This window comes from Flavobacteriales bacterium (assembly GCA_016699575.1).
Taxonomy (GTDB): Bacteria; Bacteroidota; Bacteroidia; order Flavobacteriales_F; family PHOS-HE28; genus PHOS-HE28.
In genome coordinates this window covers 2,951,144-2,966,297 of sequence record CP064979.1, presented here as the reverse complement: position 1 = coordinate 2,966,297, position 15,154 = coordinate 2,951,144, and the positions used below count along the sequence as shown (strand labels likewise).

General features: G+C 61.1%; 16 protein-coding genes. 12 read left to right on the top strand and 4 right to left on the bottom strand.

Features of this window, described 5'->3' with window-relative positions:
- Positions 1–101: 101 nt before the first annotated feature.
- Entirely contained in the window at positions 102–1,742 is a 1,641-nt protein-coding gene (locus IPJ76_12325) for an STAS domain-containing protein (protein QQR85393.1), read from the bottom strand.
- Between the two features lie 201 nt (positions 1,743–1,943).
- Positions 1,944–3,182: a hypothetical protein gene (locus IPJ76_12320; protein ID QQR85392.1), complete on the bottom strand. Its 1,239-nt coding sequence runs from the start codon at positions 3,180–3,182 to the stop codon at positions 1,944–1,946.
- 115 nt (positions 3,183–3,297) lie between these two features.
- Here IPJ76_12320 and IPJ76_12315 point away from each other — a divergent pair, with 115 nt between their 5' ends.
- The 7 genes from IPJ76_12315 to IPJ76_12285 all read left to right on the top strand — a co-directional run bounded on the left by IPJ76_12315 (position 3,298) and on the right by IPJ76_12285 (position 10,385).
- Positions 3,298–3,771: a cytochrome c gene (locus tag IPJ76_12315; GenBank protein QQR85391.1), complete on the top strand. Its 474-nt coding sequence runs from the start codon at positions 3,298–3,300 to the stop codon at positions 3,769–3,771.
- A 31-nt stretch (positions 3,772–3,802) separates the two neighbouring features.
- Complete coding sequence (gene nosZ / locus IPJ76_12310) at positions 3,803–5,797, top strand: Sec-dependent nitrous-oxide reductase (protein QQR85390.1); 1,995 nt, start codon at positions 3,803–3,805, stop codon at positions 5,795–5,797.
- A gap of 72 nt (positions 5,798–5,869) precedes the next feature.
- Positions 5,870–6,937, top strand: coding sequence for a nitrous oxide reductase accessory protein NosL (locus IPJ76_12305; protein ID QQR85389.1), 1,068 nt, complete (start codon positions 5,870–5,872; stop codon positions 6,935–6,937).
- 3 nt (positions 6,938–6,940) lie between these two features.
- Positions 6,941–8,209 (top strand): nitrous oxide reductase family maturation protein NosD, encoded by a 1,269-nt coding sequence (locus IPJ76_12300; protein ID QQR85388.1) that lies wholly within the window; start codon positions 6,941–6,943, stop codon positions 8,207–8,209.
- A gap of 11 nt (positions 8,210–8,220) precedes the next feature.
- The gene (locus IPJ76_12295) at positions 8,221–8,937 is read left to right on the top strand and encodes an ABC transporter ATP-binding protein (protein QQR85387.1); all 717 of its coding nucleotides are present in this window, start codon (positions 8,221–8,223) and stop codon (positions 8,935–8,937) included.
- A gap of 2 nt (positions 8,938–8,939) precedes the next feature.
- Positions 8,940–9,707 (top strand): ABC transporter permease, encoded by a 768-nt coding sequence (locus IPJ76_12290; GenBank protein QQR85386.1) that lies wholly within the window; start codon positions 8,940–8,942, stop codon positions 9,705–9,707.
- A 108-nt stretch (positions 9,708–9,815) separates the two neighbouring features.
- A complete protein-coding gene (locus IPJ76_12285; protein ID QQR85385.1) occupies positions 9,816–10,385 on the top strand; it encodes a fasciclin domain-containing protein in 570 nt (189 codons plus the stop codon).
- 83 nt (positions 10,386–10,468) lie between these two features.
- On the opposite strand, the gene IPJ76_12280 is transcribed toward IPJ76_12285, so the two are convergent.
- Both IPJ76_12280 and IPJ76_12275 read right to left on the bottom strand, forming a co-directional pair.
- Positions 10,469–10,909: an Rrf2 family transcriptional regulator gene (locus IPJ76_12280; GenBank protein ID QQR85384.1), complete on the bottom strand. Its 441-nt coding sequence runs from the start codon at positions 10,907–10,909 to the stop codon at positions 10,469–10,471.
- 225 nt (positions 10,910–11,134) lie between these two features.
- Positions 11,135–11,896, bottom strand: a complete 762-nt coding sequence (locus IPJ76_12275; protein ID QQR85383.1) for a hypothetical protein — start codon at positions 11,894–11,896, stop codon at positions 11,135–11,137.
- A gap of 127 nt (positions 11,897–12,023) precedes the next feature.
- Between IPJ76_12275 and IPJ76_12270 the strand changes: the two genes are divergently transcribed.
- The 5 genes from IPJ76_12270 (at position 12,024) to IPJ76_12250 (ending at position 15,105) form a co-directional block, all read left to right on the top strand.
- Positions 12,024–12,440 (top strand): DsrE family protein, encoded by a 417-nt coding sequence (locus IPJ76_12270; protein ID QQR85382.1) that lies wholly within the window; start codon positions 12,024–12,026, stop codon positions 12,438–12,440.
- 87 nt (positions 12,441–12,527) lie between these two features.
- Positions 12,528–13,871, top strand: coding sequence for an outer membrane porin, OprD family (locus IPJ76_12265; protein ID QQR85381.1), 1,344 nt, complete (start codon positions 12,528–12,530; stop codon positions 13,869–13,871).
- Between the two features lie 75 nt (positions 13,872–13,946).
- The gene (locus IPJ76_12260) at positions 13,947–14,249 is read left to right on the top strand and encodes a rhodanese-like domain-containing protein (GenBank protein QQR85380.1); all 303 of its coding nucleotides are present in this window, start codon (positions 13,947–13,949) and stop codon (positions 14,247–14,249) included.
- A gap of 60 nt (positions 14,250–14,309) precedes the next feature.
- A complete protein-coding gene (locus tag IPJ76_12255) occupies positions 14,310–14,687 on the top strand; it encodes a rhodanese-like domain-containing protein (protein ID QQR85379.1) in 378 nt (125 codons plus the stop codon).
- 94 nt (positions 14,688–14,781) lie between these two features.
- Complete coding sequence (locus tag IPJ76_12250) at positions 14,782–15,105, top strand: winged helix-turn-helix transcriptional regulator (protein QQR85378.1); 324 nt, start codon at positions 14,782–14,784, stop codon at positions 15,103–15,105.
- The last annotated feature ends 49 nt before the right edge of the window (positions 15,106–15,154 follow it).

The following is a 15,154-nucleotide window of genomic DNA, read 5'->3' as shown; positions in this document are numbered from 1 at the left end:
GCGCAAGCAGTCCGAGCTGGACCCACTTCTCCGAAAGTCGAAGGGCGCATCACCGCCACGGACGCGCCGCAGACGCTACTGAGCCAGCTGGAAGGGTACGACTACGAGTTCCGGTGAGCCGCGTCCAAGGCTGATCGCATATCCGCGAAGAGCATCCCCTCCTTGAGCACACCCGCTTCACGCAGGCTGTTCTCTACCTCTTCCACCACATCCGTCAACAGCACGCGCACGTTCCGCCGCTCCATGGTGTGGATGATCTCTTCGAGCCGGTGCAGCCCTGTCGCATCGATGAACGGCACATTCCGCATGCGTAGGATCAGCACACGATGTTGGTCGCCGATCTTGCCTATCGTCTCGGTGAAGGTCTGCGCCGCGCCGAAGAACAGCGGTCCGTCGATCCCGTAGACGACCACATGCGGAGGGACCTTGCCGAACTCCGACTCGAACAATTTCTCCCCGGATGCATCAGCGGTGCTGAGTTCCTTGAGCCGCGTGCTGTCGCTCATGCGCTTCATGAAGAGGAAGGCGGCCAGCACGAGCCCGATCTCGATCGCCACGACCAGATCGACAACCACGGTAAGGAAGAAGGTGACCAGCAGCACGGCCATGTCGTGGCGACTGGTCTTGAACACGGCACGGAAACTCCGCACCTCCGCCATGTTCCACGCCACCACGACGAGGATGCCGGCCAGACAGGACATGGGAATGAGCGCGGCCCATCGTCCCGCAACGAGCATGATGAGCAGCAACACCCCGGCGTGTACCATGCCTGCCACCGGCGTGCGCCCACCGTTCTTGATGTTCGTGGCCGTGCGTGCGATCGCCCCCGTGGCGGGTATACCACCGAAGAGTGCGGACAGCATGTTCGCTCCGCCTTGCGCCACCAGCTCCATGTTGCTGCGGTGCTTGCCCCCGATGGAGCCATCGGCCACTACGGCGCTCAACAGCGATTCGATGCCGCCCAACAGCGCGATCGCCAACGCGGGGCGGAGCAGTTCCTTGAACGTGGCAAAGTCCACGGATGCGAAGTGCGGAGTTGGGATCGTGTTCGGAATACCACCGAAACGCGAGCCGATCGTTTCCACGGGCAAGTCCCAAACAGCTACGGGCACCGATGCCAGCACGATCGCCACGAGCGGACCAGGAACGACTTTGGAAACACGCGTCATGAGGACCGTTACGGCTATCGTGCCGACAGCGATGAGCACGGACAGGGGTTGGATGTCGCGGGCATGTGAAGCGAACAGCGCCCACTTGCTGAAGAAGTCCGCAGGCACGTTCGTGAGCCGCAGTCCGAGCAGATCGTTCATCTGTGAGGAAAAGATGATCACCGCGATACCGGAGGTGAAACCAACGATGAGCGTATGCGGGAAGTACCGCAACAAGGCTCCGAAGCGTAGCAGTCCCATGATCACCAGCAGCACACCGGCCATCAACGTGGCGATGGTGAGACCTTCCACGCCATGGGCCTGCACGATGCTGTACACGATCACGATGAAGGCGCCGGTAGGCCCACCGATCTGCACGCGACTTCCCCCGAACGCACTGGTGAAGAACCCTGCGACGATCGCTGTGATCAGCCCCTTTTCCGGGGATACGCCCGAAGCGATGGCGAACGCGATGGAAAGCGGTAAGGCCACGATGCCGACCACGATACCGGCCAATACATCCCGGCGCAGTTGATCCCGGCCGTAGCCCTGACGGAGCACGGTGAACAGCTTGGGAACAAGATCCGGTCGCATGAGCGGTCAGGCAAAGGTGAGCTTGTAATGCTCACTAGCGCCAGACCCGATGAACAAGCGATGCAATTACTGATGAGCGCGTCCCATCAAGCATAACATCCTTGCTCAAAGAGCAGTGCTTCGGCGCATCTGCGCGTTCCATAAGATACGCATGGGTGCTTCGGCACCTGCTTCCTGCGATCCCTGGCAGTTCCTTGCTGCTCATTCCCGCTCCTGCAACCCCGAACCGCCCCTGCCCAAAGCCGCCACGAACAACAACCACACCCCTGTCGCCAGCACTGCGCTGACCGCGAACAGGCTGATGTAGTATCCCGGGAGCAGTCCGAAGCCCGCCCAGAAACAGGTGCCTTGCACGAAAAGGAGCAGTTCACTGCAGGCGTAACCGGCGATGAACAGGAGGATTCCGGCGCGGGTCCAGCGCGAGGCCTCGTTCAACCAGCCCTTCATCAGCGCCATGGAGAAGAGCAACGCCGTTGCGGCCCCCAATGTGCTCAGATGCACGAAGCCCATCACATAATTGCGCAGCGTAAGGGCCATATTGGCGACCATCGGCACCGCCACCAACGCCTGCGCGGCGACTTTCACGGCCATGCTGAGAAAGAGCACGCCGATCAGCACGCGCATCAACGGCGTCGTCCGCACGTAGGCATCGAGTCGCGCCTTGCGCATGGCCTGCAGGGTGCGCCATGCCGCCACCACCTGCAGCACCACACCGAGCGAATTCACCATCAATACCAGGAAGAACCGTTCGCTCCAGGCGATGGCCAGAGCGAAGGTGAGCACCGTGCCCGTGGCCCAAAGCAGGGTGGTCGCGGTATCCAGCCGCACGTCCACGCCCTGGCGCTCGGCCCATCGGCTGCCGATGGCCATCGCCGCGAACCAGAACCAGCCATTGAACTGGAAGTGCAGGAACCATTGAATGCTCCAGTAGTACCATTCGGTGCCCGCCAGTTTGCTCGTCATGATCGGCCCCATGGCCCAGATGCCCAGCGTGCTCAGGTACTGGAAGACGATCGCGAGCCGCACCAGCAGGCGGCTTCCGCGCGCGGGCCAGTGCCGCGTGTGCGCCCACACCTGCGCGAGCATCACATAACCCACGATCATCTGCCCCACGGAACAGGCGATGGAAAGCTCCCCATAGCCCTGCACCGGGAAACTGACAAGCATGCCGGCGACCAACGCCATCGACAAGGTGAACCAGAAGTTCATCCCCTTCGGTAGGCGCCGATCTTCCAGCGCCAGCAACGCGATGATGAGCCCGGGAAAAACCCAGCCCAGCATGGCCACGTGCGAGTGCGCATGGAGCCACGGCTTGAAGATGAGCCACGGCATGTCCACCACATAGATCAGGCGCAGCAAGGCACCGATGGTCGCCGCTGCGGCCAGAAAGAACAAGGAGATCCGGTACCACTGGCGCAGTCCGGCTGAAGCGTTGTCCATGTTCATGGCGTGTGTTTCCGGGCACCCGATGAGGTTCGCGTACTCCGCTGACAAACGTCATATATCGGACAATTCTATCCGCTGATATTCGTCACGTCAATAAACGACAGCAAACATGAAGCCCCTCAGATCAATTGGAACAGCGGTCCTGCTCACCACGCTGGTGATGATACAGGCCTGCGGTGGCGGAAGCACGCCGGCCGACCCGCCGGGAGCACCTTCGGGTCCCCCCGGCGCATCAGGCGCCACCGCCGACAAGGGCGGAGCAGGTGAGCTGATCACCGCAGCGGACCTGAACCTCAGCGCGGTCGACCCGGCCATGGCTGAGAAGGGCAAGACCACCTATGACGTCAAGTGCCAGGCCTGCCACAGCACGGGCGAGAACCGCGTTGTAGGCCCCGGTTGGAAAGGCGTCACTACGAGGCGTGAGCCCGCGTGGATCATGAACATGATCATGAACATCGATGTGATGCTCGAAAAGGATCCTGAAGCGCAGAAGCTCCTCGAGGAGTGCCTCGTGCGCATGCCCAACCAGAACCTGAGCAAGGATGAAGCGCGCGAAGTGCTCGAATTCATGCGCACCCTGTGATGCAAGACCACCACGAACTACCGAACCGAAGATGAAACGCTCCCTGAAGACCACCACCCTGCTGCTCGGCAGCGGTGCTGCACTGTTCCTCCTGTTCAATACCATGCAGGGCTGTCGCCCACAGACCACACAAGCGGCGGTTACCGGCGAAGCCGGATCGAAGACCTACGTGAAACCGGGCAGCTATGATGAGTTCTACAATTTCGTAAGCGGCGGGTTCAGCGGGCAGCTGAGCGTTTACGGCCTTCCCAGTGGCCGGATGCTCCGGAACATCCCGGTGTTCTCCGTGAACCCCGAAAGCGGCTGGGGTTACAGCGAGGAGACCAAACCGATGCTGATGACCACGCATGGCTTCATTCCCTGGGACGATTCGCACCATCCGGAGCTGTCCATGACGGATGGGGTGCCCGATGGCAAGTGGTGCTTCATCAACGGCAACAACACACCGCGCATCGCCTTGGTGGACCTGGGCACGTTCCGCACGAAGAGCATCATCGAGATCCCGAACTGCGCGGGCAACCACAGTTCACCGTTCACGACGCCGAACAGCGAGTACGTGATCAGCGGCACGCGTTTCTCCATCCCCATGGGCACCGATACCGAACGCGATGTGCCGATCGAGAGCTACCGGGAGAATTTCAAGGGCACGGTGAGCTTCATCCACCCGGAGCCGGAGAGCGGCAAGATGTCCATCGCCTTCCAGATCATCACCCCGGGCATGAACTTCGACCTGAGCCACACCGGTAAAGGCCCGAGCGACGGCTGGTTCTTCTTCAGCTGCTACAACAGTGAACAAGCCTACAGTCTGCTGGAAGTGAACGCCAGCCAACGCGACAAGGACTTCATCATGGCCGTGAACTGGAAAAAGGCCGAGGAATACGCGAAGGCGGGCAAAGGCCGCAAGGTGCCTGTGGAGTACTACAGCAACTGGTACAACGACGAGACGCACACGGGCGAGAGCACGGTGATGAAAGAGGTACTCCAGTTGGACCCGCGCGAGCTTACCGACCTGGTCTATTTCATGCCTTGCCCGAAATCACCCCACGGCTGCGATGTGGATCCCACCGGGGAGTACATCGTAGGCAGCGGCAAGTTGGCAGCACTGATCCCCGTTTTCTCCTTCACGAAGATCCAAGCCGCGATAGCCGCCAAGGATCACGACGGCGATTTCATGGGCATCCCCGTGCTGAAGTACGAGAGCGTGCTGCATGGCGAGGTGAAAAAGCCGGGCCTCGGGCCTCTGCACACCGAATTCGACGCGAACGGGAACGCCTACACCTCCATGTTCGTGAGCAGCGAGATCGTGAAGTGGAGCCTGAAGAGCCTGGAGGTGCTGGACCGCGTACCCACATACTACAGCATCGGCCACCTGTGCGTGCCCGGCGGCGACAGCAAGAAGCCCTGGGGCAAGTACGTGATCGCGTACAACAAGATCACCAAGGACCGCTTCCTGCCCACTGGTCCTGAACTGGCCCAGAGCGCACAGCTCTTCAGCATAGAAGGCGACAAGATGGAGCTCTTGCTGGACTTCCCCACGATCGGTGAACCGCACTACGCACAGGCATTGCCGGCCGAACTCGTCAAACCACGCGAGGTGAAGTTCTTCGACATCAACAAGAACAAGCACCCCTACCTGGCCAAGGGCGAAAGCGAAACCAGGATCGAACGGAAGGGCAACGAGGTGCATGTGTGGATGACCACCATCCGTTCACACTTCACCCCGGACAACATCGAAGGGGTGAAGGTGGGAGATGAAGTGTACTTCCACATCACCAACCTGGAACAGGACTGGGATGTACCGCACGGCTTCGCGATCAAAGGGGCGGCCACCGCGGAACTCTTGATCATGCCGGGTGAAACGCAAACACTGAAGTGGGTGCCGGACCAGGTCGGCGTGGTGCCCATGTACTGTACCGACTTCTGCAGCGCACTGCACCAGGAGATGCAAGGCTATGTGCGGGTTTCACCAGCCGGCAGCAAGGTGGAACTGAAGGCCGAGACCCGTTCGGTGGATGCGGGATCCTAGTCCTGCCCGCCCTCGTAGGATGAAACGTGGCAACGGCGGGAGACAACCCGCCGTTGCCACAAAACCCTGATCATGACCACAGTTCCCAGACTTCGACCGATCTCGCGCATCGCCATCGCACTCGCGGCACTGTCCATCGGTGCGCTGCTGGTGGTCCCCATCTGGCGCATCGACCTGATTGCGCCACAATACCCGGAGGGACTCTACCTGCAGATCTTCCATGATCGCTTCTCCGGGGACGTGCGCAACATCAACGGGCTGAACCACTACATCGGCATGGCCACCATCGAGAATGACATGTTCCCGGAATTCGCCATCATGCGCTACGCGATCGGCCTGCTCGTCGGGTGGGGGGTCATCTCGGCGCTGATCGGTCGGCGTGGTGCGCTCTTCACCTGGCTTCTGGTGCTCGGGGCCTTTGTACTGTGGGCCATGTGGGACATGTATTCGTGGGGGTACAAATACGGGCACGACCTGGACCCGCACGCGGCGATCAAAGTGGAAGGCATGGCCTACCAACCACCCCTTTTCGGGCACAAGCAGTTGCTGAACTTCGATGCCTGGTCGCTGCCTGACACGGGTGGGTGGATCCTCTTCGCCGCGATCACCATCGCGGTGCTCATCTGGCTGGCAGAGTGGCGTTGGCCGCGCCGGACCGCGGCGACCGCACCGCGCGAGGCGGGACAACAGGTCCCCCCGCAAGCCCATGTGCTCGCCCTGATCGGCATGCTGTCCCTCACTTCTTGCGCGTCGGACGGCCCGCCGGTGATCGACTTCGGCCAGGTTGAATGCGCCTATTGCCGCATGAACGTGATGGACCGGCAGTTCGCCTCGGCCATCGTCACGAAAGCCGGACGCACCTATGCCTTCGACTCACCGGAGTGCATGGTGCAGCATGTGGCCGAGGGTCGCATCGCCGAAGATCAGGTGCAAGGCTGGTGGGTTTGTGATCACGCGCGCCCCGGCGAAGTGATCGATGCGACCACGGCGTACTACCTGCACGCAACAACCCTGCGCAGTCCCATGAACGGGAACGTTGCGGCGTTCAGCGATGCGGAAACGCGCGCGGTCGCTATCGTAACGCATCCAGGAGGATCGCTCGATTGGGCCGCGACACGGAAACTGCTGTCGACGCATTGAACCATGCGCATCCTGTTCACCACATGTGCTCTCCTGTTCTGCGCTTGCCATGTGGCGGCACGTACGCGCACGGTTACGGCCGGCATGAGCTTGCAAAAGAGCCTGAACGCCGCAGCCCCGCATGACACGGTGCTGCTGAAAGCCGGATCCTACACCGAAGGTACCATCACGATCACGCAACCGGTAACGCTGCTGGGCGAGGGTTGGCCCGTGGTGGATGGCAAAGGCAGCGGAGAGGTCATCGTCGTCAAGTCCGGTGATGTGCATATCTCCGGACTGGTCGTGCGTGGAACGGCCATCAGCGACATGAATGACAACGCGGGCATCAAGTGCATCAGCGCCACGGATATCCGCATCACCCGGAACAAGGTGGAAGGCTGCTTCTTCGGCATCTACCTGAGCAGTGTGGCCCGCGCCATGATCGCCGACAATACGGTGATCGGCGATCACTCCACACCGGAGAACAGGCGGGCGAACGGTGTACATCTCTGGAAGTGCCAGCATGTGGAGATCCTGCGCAACCGCGTATCGCACCACCGCGATGGCATCTACCTGGAATTCGTGACGGACTCGCGCATCGATCACGACACCACCGCATACAATACGCGCTACGGCCTGCACTTCATGTTCAGCCACCGGGACAGCTACACCAACAACTTCTTCCACGACAACGGCGCGGGCGTGGCCGTGATGTTCACCCGCGAAGTGACCATGACCGACAACCGCTTCGAGCACAACCGGGGCGGAAGTGCCTACGGCTTGCTCCTGAAGGAGATCAACGACGCGCACATCGAGCGGAACCACTTCTCCGATAACACCGTGGGCATGTTCGTGGACGGGTGCAATCGTGCACAGGTGAAGGGCAACACCTTCAGTGCGAACGGCTGGGCGGTGAAGCTCTTCGCGAACAGCACATCCACCGTGTTCGAAAGCAACAGCTTCAGCGGGAACACCTTCGACATGACGACGAATGGCGACCTGGTGCTGAGCGAACTGCGCGGCAACTACTGGGACCGCTACCAAGGCTACGATCTGGACCGTGATGGGCGCGGTGATGTGCCCCACCATCCGTTGAGCTTCTTCGCGCTCGTGACCGACCGGATGCCCTACGCCATGGTACTCTCGCGCAGCCTGATGGTGAACCTGTTGGACCAGAGCGAACGGATCGTGCCCACGCTCACGCCGGCGGCCCTTGAGGACAAGTCACCATTGATGAGACCGCCCACCGCCACCGCGTCGACGCGCCCTCGACTCTCTCTGTTCACACGCTGAAGCGGCTACAGATGGATAGGATCATCATCGAAGGTCTGGGCAAACGCTACGGCAAACAATGGGCGCTGCGCGGGGTGAACGCGCGATTCGCTGAAGGCGAGATCGTGATGGTGATCGGTCCGAACGGCTCCGGCAAGACGACCTTGATCAAGTGCCTGCTCGGGCTGGTGCATGCCACCGAAGGCGCGCTAACGATCAACGGCACCGTGGTGGGCACCGACCCTTCCTACCGCGCAGCCATCGGGTACATGCCGCAGTACGCGGAGTTCCCACGTGAGCTCACCGTGGAGCAGTTGCTGCGCATGATGAACGACATCCGCGATGCCCGATCAGGCTCCACCGACGACCTGCTCATCCACCAGCTCGGCGTGGACGCACTGCTCGACAAACGCATCAGCCAGTTGAGCGGGGGCATGCGGCAGAAGGTGAGCGCCGTGCTCGCCTTCCGCTACCGGCCCAACATCCTGGTGCTCGATGAACCCACTGCCGGCCTCGATCCGGTGAGCGCCGGGAAACTCCTGGACACCGCGATCCTTGCCAAGCGTGAAGGAGCCACGGTGCTCATCACCTCGCACATCATGGAAGAGGTGCAACGCCTAGGTGATCGTGTGGCCTATCTGGAGGACGGGCGCCTGCGCTTCGCATTGCCGCCTGAACTGATCACGGAAGCCACCGGCGAAACGTCCCTCGCGGTGGCCTTGCCCAAATTCCTCGCACAACAGCCGTAGCAATGTGGAAGGTCTTCAAATACACACTGCTCGACCTGGCACGCAACCGTTTCGCGATCGGCTACGCGATGTTGCTCCTGGCGATCTCCACCGCACTCTTCATGTTGGAGCCGGACAACACCAAAGCGCTCATCACGCTTTCGCAGGTGGTGCTGGCCCTTACGCCGCTCCTCTCCCTGGTCTTCACCATCATCTGGTTCTACAACCAGTACGAGTTCACAGTGCTCCTAGCCGTGCAGCCGCTCCACCGGCACACGATCACCCGGGCGCAGTACCTCGCGGTGAGCACGGCCTTGTCCGCATCGTACATCCTCGGCGTCGGCCTCCCCATTGCGGCTTGGGCACCAGGGCCGGTAGGCTGGACGCTTCTGCTCACCGGCGGCCTGCTCACCTTCGTCTGCTGCGCGTTGGGCCTCTGGATCGCGGTGGAACAGCGTGACCGCGCGAAGGCCGTGGGAATAGGTCTTGTAGCCTGGGTGCTCATGGCGATCGTGTGGGATTCGCTGCTGTTGTGGATCATGTTCAGCTTCAGTGACCGCCCCATCGAACCGCTCATCGTGCCGCTCGCCGCGCTGAACCCGATCGACCTCTCCCGCATGCTCATCATGTTGAAGATCGACCTCGCCGCATTGCTGGGCTATACCGGCGCCGTGTACGAGAAGTTCTTCGGCAGCATGGGCGGCATGCTCGCTTCGTTGAGCATCCTGCTGCTGTGGGCCTTGCTTCCCTGTTGGGCCGCGGTGCGCGTTTTCGCACGCAAGGATCTGTGAACCGGAGACCGCCATCAAAAGCACTGATCGAAAACAGCACGACAAATGATGACGATCAGCCTCGGCACCGTCAATACCGGACAATATTGTCCTGATAAAAGAACCACCATGCTCACCACACCCACCATACAATGGTCGTTGACCGTCCTCTGCACCTCGCTCCTGATCGCCTGTGGAGGAGGGACCGATCATCCCGGACAGACCAGTGCGACCAACACCACAGCAACACCGGCGGAGGGTGGCCAATCCACCGTAGTTGATGACCAGTCCCAGAAAAACGTCGTAGGAATCGCGGTCGGCTCGCCGGACCATACCACGCTCGTGGCCGCCGTAAAAGCGGCGGAACTCGTGGACGCACTGAGCAACGCGGGCCCGTTCACCGTCTTCGCACCGACCAATGCGGCATTCGATGCATTGCCTGCGGGTACGGTGGATGGGCTGTTGAAGCCGGAGAAGAAGGCCGACCTCCAGACCGTGCTCCAGTATCATGTTTTCGTGGGTGTGCTCAAACCCGAACAATTGCGCGATGGCCAGAAGATCGACATGGTGGATGGAGGCAAGACGCAAGTATCCATTGTTGACGGTAAGATCACCATCAACGGTGCCAACATCGTGGCCAGCGTGCCGGCCAGCAATGGTATCGTCCATGTGATCGATAAGGTGTTGCTGCCGGGATAGTCCGGTGGCATATCACCCTCCCTGACGCATGACCCGGGGTTGGTGAAAGTCGGCGAAGGCGTCCGCGAGGGCGCCTTCGTTGTTCAGAGCTTTCCCTTGAGGAAGGCCCTGCCGTCGTGCAGGTCGCGGCCCAGATCCTTGATGGGTGTGATCGCCAGCACCCCACGGAGCCGTTCCCGCACGGCCTCCACCTGTGTGTGGATCGGGCAAGGCTTCTTCGCATCACATCGGGAGAAACCCAGTGCGCAGCCTTTGAAGAGATGATCCTCGTCGATGGCTGTGACCACCTCGCCGAGCCGCAGGATCCCGGCCCGGCCCGGCAGCATATCGAAACCACCGCCCGGGCCTTTCACCGACCGCAGGATACCCGCACGCACGAGCTTGCGCAGGATCTTGGCCATGAAGGCTTCCGGCGCCCCGGTCTCCTCCACGATCGCGCTGAGCGTCCAGCGCACACCCTTCGCCTCGTCCGATGCGAGGAGCACCGTCGCCCGGATGGCGTACATACAGGCCTTTGAGAACATCGCGGTCGAAAGTACCGGATCATGCAAGTTCCGAAGGTGTCGATCGTCACGATCGGCGCACCATGCCCTGGGAAATGACGAAAGTCGATTCCGCCGCTGACCGGTCTCACCGTCGTACCGAACCGCTCCGGGCAGTTTCGCTGCGCAAAGCCACGGACCTGATGAGCGTCATCTTCCTCCTGATCACCGCCAGCACGTTCGTCGTCGGCGTGTTCCTGGTGGCCTTCATCTGGGCCGTGCGGCGCGGGCAGTTCGATGCTGACCTGGCCCCGGCCGTGCGCATCCTGAACGATCCGCCCCCAGTCGCGAACGAAGCGCACAGCTATGACCGAAAAGGAAAAGGGATCCACCACCAACATCCACGAGGAGAACGCACCGGGCGGCACCGGGAACGACCGTGGACACACGCGTCATGAGGAGGGTTACCACAATGGTACCCACAGCGATCACCACGGACAGGGGTTGTATGTCGCTGACGTGCGACGCGAAGAGTGCCCACTTTCCGAGGAAGTCGGCCGGCACGTTCGTGAGCCGCAGTCCCAGTAGATCGTTCATCTGCGAAGAGAAGATGATCACCGCGATGCCGGATGTGAACCCGACGATGAGCGTGTGCGGGAAATACCGCAACAGGGCACCGAAGCGCAACAGCCCCATGATCACGAGCAGCACACCGGCCATCAATGTGGCGATGGTGAGGCCTTCCACACCATGGGCCTGTACGATGCCGTACACGATCACGATGAAGGCGCCGGTAGGCCCACCGACCTGCACGCGACTTCCGCCGAAGGCACTGATGAAGAACCCTGCGACGATCGCCGTGATCAGCCCCTTTTCCGGGGATACGCCCGAAGCGATGGCGAAAGCGATCGAGAGCGGCAACGCCACGATGCCGACCACGATACCAGCTAGCACATCCCGGCGCAGTTGTTCCTTCCCGTACCCCTGCCGGAATACGGTGAACAACTTGGGAACCAGATCCGGTCGCATGAACAAGGCTGTACAAAAGTGCATCTGTATTGATCACGCGTGCCGCATCACCGGCACCGGCCATGCACCGCTCGTTGTGTGATATGGATCACAGAGCACCGAGGAGCGCTGCGAGAACTTCGCGGCCATGAAACGCACACTGCTCATCGTCACCTTGCTCCTCACCTCATTCCTGGTCCTGGCGCAGGACAGCGTCCGCCAGCACCGCATCGTGATGCAGCTGACCAGCGGCGATACACTGGTGCACAAGAACCTGATGAAGCAGTTCAAGAACATGCTGGAAGCCGCGCCGAACCTGCAATTGGAACTGGTGTGCCACGGTCCTGGCATGGACCTGCTCATGGGCGATCGCAGCATCGTGGCAGGCAAGGTGAAGGAGTTCGCTGGCAAAGGCATCACCTTCCTCGCCTGCGACAACACCATTCGGGAGCGGCAACTGGACCCTACCAAGGTCCTGGCCGAAGCGGGTCATGTGAAGGCCGGCATCATCCACATCGTGGAGCGGCAGGAGGACGGTTGGAGCTACATCAAGGCGGGTTTCTGATCCATGCACGAGCGATCACTGGGCCGGTCGCACTGCGGTCGGGCGGGCTTGATGCTTGTTTCTCTGGCGGCTTTCCCATTGATCGGGATGGGCCAGCACAGCGAACAGGACATCCCCAGCTCGGACAGCCTGCGCGGCACCAGTCACCTGTACGACATCATGAAACAGGGCGAGCTGGATGGCCGCTTCCGGCTTTACAACATGACGACCATCAACGATGGAGCACCATCGGACTATCACGCTGTGGCCTTTGGCGGCACCATGGGCTTCACCTCGCAGCGGTGGCATGGCACCCGGTTCAAGTTGAGCGGCGGCTACACCTTCGACCTTGCCACGAGCGACCTGACCTTGCCGGATCCGGTGACCGGCGTCGCGAACCGCTATGAGATCGGCCTCTATGACGTGAACGATCCGCGGCACACCAACGACCTCGCGTACCTGCACGAATTCCAGCTGGACTGGCGTTCGAAGAATGCGCGAACGCAGGTGATCCTCGGAAAGCAGGAATTGAACACACCGTTCCTCAATCCACAGGACGGCCGGATGCACCCCAGCTTGTTCGAAGGAGTCTGGGTGCAGCACCACACAGAACATGGCACCACATGGCAAGGCGGTTGGATCTACCGGGTAGCCCCGCGAGGCGCCAGTGAATGGTACCCGGTGTACGAAAGCATGTCCGTCTTTCCGGTGGGTCGCAATGTGTACGGCGAAGGTGCACGACATGGTGAGTCCGGATCAAGCGCGGGCATCTTCATCGCGAGCGTGAAGAAGAAGCTGTACCGCTCAACGACGATCACCGCATGGAACCTCCACACCGAGAACGTGTTCAACAGCGCACTGGTCCAATTGGATGCGGGAGGGAAAGAAGATCGGTGGAGCGCCTCCGCCTTCGGCATTCGGCAGGATCCCGCCCAGCAGCGCGGCGAAGCGGATGCCGCTCTCCACTATATGCCGCCCAGCGGATCATCCTGGGCCTTCAGTGGTCGTGTGCGCAATGTGATCGGCAAGTTCCGATGGCAACTGAACTACACACGCATCACCGCGCATGGCCGATATCTGATGCCCCGCGAGTGGGGCCGTGACCCGTTCTTTACCTTCCAGCCGCGCGAGCGGAACGAAGGCGCGGGCGATGTGCATGCGGCGTCCTTGAACTTGATCTGGAAAGGCGCTGACGGCTGGCGCATCCAAGTGGATGGGGGAATGTACCAGATGCCCGAACTGACCAATGCCCGGCTGAACAAGTACGCGATGCCGTCCTACACCCAGTTCGACATGAACGCGCAGTACCAGTTCAAAGGTGGATGGAAGGGGCTTGCGGCACAATTCCTCGTGCTCGCCAAACTCCCGATCGATCCGGACCTCACCGAAAAGCAGTCCATCAACAAAGTGGACATGCTGCATGCCGACCTGATCATCAACTACGTGTTCTGATCCCTGCTCTGTGACCTGGATCACCAACCACGGATGAACCTTGACAGACCTTTGTACCGCACAACAACAGCAACCATGTTCAAGACATTGTTCGGCATCGGCGGCCCCAAGGTGGACCTCCGCGAGAAGATCGCCCAAGGCGCCACCATCGTGGATGTGCGCACACCCGATGAGTTCCGCAGCGGGCATGTGGCCGGTTCGATCAACATCCCGTTGGACCGCATCCAGGACCAGCTCAAGAAGATCGACAAGAACAAGCCTGTGATCACCTGCTGCCGTAGCGGCGCGCGCAGTGGCATGGCGGCCGACACCTTGAAGCGGCACGGCTTCGATGTGTACAACGGCGGTCCGTGGACCAGCGTGAACAACCTGAAGTAAGAGCTCTTCACCGGGGAAGGGCCGTGCATCCGCGCGGCCCTTCCGCTTCCCTAGAAACCCATGCGCGCCTTCTTCCTCCTGCTCCCGCTGCTGTTGTTGGCCTGCGGAACGGCCTCCCAAGAAACCCACAGCCTTTCACCGGAAGCCTTCGCGGCCCGGCTGCACGAACCGGGCGCCCAGCTCATCGATGTGCGCTCACCCGGAGAATTCAACGGTGGCCACCTGGCGAACGCAACGAACCTCGATCAGAACGCTGGTCAAGTGCAAGCGTACGCCGGTAGTCTCGACAAGTCGAAACCGGTACTGCTCTACTGCGCTTCCGGCCGTCGGAGTGCCGCAGCGAGAGAGTTCCTCATCGGCCAAGGGTTCAACGACGTGGTGGACCTCCAAGGCGGCATCCACGCGTGGACCGCGGCCGGCAAGCCATTGGGCAACTGAACGACACCCCATCAGCACGGACAGGATCCCGATCCTGGACCTTTTATCGTATTATTACGATATAGCATTGTAGTAGTCTTGCGCCCACAAGATCATGGGCCTCATCAAGACTGACCTCTTCACCGCCGAGCAGAACCGCATCGCCGCGCTGGCGAAGGTGCTCGGCCACCCGGCGCGCATCGCCATCCTGCAATTCCTCGTCAAGCGCGGCACCTGCGTTAACGGGTCGCTCGTGGAGGAACTGGGCCTGGCGCAGGCCACCATCAGCCAGCACTTGTGGGAGCTGAAGAACGCCGGGCTCATCCAAGGCACGGTGGAAGGCACCAGCATCTGCTACTGCATCGACCCGAAAGGATGGAACGCCCTGAAGAAGGGCATGGACAAACTGCTCACGAGCGTGAGCGATAACTGCTGTTGAACCAATAAGCGCCGGGTCTCCTGAGCGAAGTCGAAGGACCGGCATGACA

What these genes read in the sequence shown, in the direction of transcription:
- IPJ76_12325 (QQR85393.1), bottom strand. Translation starts at nt 1,742, where the DNA reads ATGCGACCGGATCTTGTTCCCAAGCTGTTCACCGTGCTCCGTCAGGGC.
- IPJ76_12320 (QQR85392.1), bottom strand. Translation starts at nt 3,182, where the DNA reads ATGGACAACGCTTCAGCCGGACTGCGCCAGTGGTACCGGATCTCCTTG.
- IPJ76_12315 (QQR85391.1), top strand. Translation starts at nt 3,298, where the DNA reads ATGAAGCCCCTCAGATCAATTGGAACAGCGGTCCTGCTCACCACGCTG.
- nosZ (QQR85390.1), top strand. Translation starts at nt 3,803, where the DNA reads ATGAAACGCTCCCTGAAGACCACCACCCTGCTGCTCGGCAGCGGTGCT.
- IPJ76_12305 (QQR85389.1), top strand. Translation starts at nt 5,870, where the DNA reads ATGACCACAGTTCCCAGACTTCGACCGATCTCGCGCATCGCCATCGCA.
- IPJ76_12300 (QQR85388.1), top strand. Translation starts at nt 6,941, where the DNA reads ATGCGCATCCTGTTCACCACATGTGCTCTCCTGTTCTGCGCTTGCCAT.
- IPJ76_12295 (QQR85387.1), top strand. Translation starts at nt 8,221, where the DNA reads ATGGATAGGATCATCATCGAAGGTCTGGGCAAACGCTACGGCAAACAA.
- IPJ76_12290 (QQR85386.1), top strand. Translation starts at nt 8,940, where the DNA reads ATGTGGAAGGTCTTCAAATACACACTGCTCGACCTGGCACGCAACCGT.
- IPJ76_12285 (QQR85385.1), top strand. Translation starts at nt 9,816, where the DNA reads ATGCTCACCACACCCACCATACAATGGTCGTTGACCGTCCTCTGCACC.
- IPJ76_12280 (QQR85384.1), bottom strand. Translation starts at nt 10,909, where the DNA reads ATGTTCTCAAAGGCCTGTATGTACGCCATCCGGGCGACGGTGCTCCTC.
- IPJ76_12275 (QQR85383.1), bottom strand. Translation starts at nt 11,896, where the DNA reads ATGCGACCGGATCTGGTTCCCAAGTTGTTCACCGTATTCCGGCAGGGG.
- IPJ76_12270 (QQR85382.1), top strand. Translation starts at nt 12,024, where the DNA reads ATGAAACGCACACTGCTCATCGTCACCTTGCTCCTCACCTCATTCCTG.
- IPJ76_12265 (QQR85381.1), top strand. Translation starts at nt 12,528, where the DNA reads ATGGGCCAGCACAGCGAACAGGACATCCCCAGCTCGGACAGCCTGCGC.
- IPJ76_12260 (QQR85380.1), top strand. Translation starts at nt 13,947, where the DNA reads ATGTTCAAGACATTGTTCGGCATCGGCGGCCCCAAGGTGGACCTCCGC.
- IPJ76_12255 (QQR85379.1), top strand. Translation starts at nt 14,310, where the DNA reads ATGCGCGCCTTCTTCCTCCTGCTCCCGCTGCTGTTGTTGGCCTGCGGA.
- IPJ76_12250 (QQR85378.1), top strand. Translation starts at nt 14,782, where the DNA reads ATGGGCCTCATCAAGACTGACCTCTTCACCGCCGAGCAGAACCGCATC.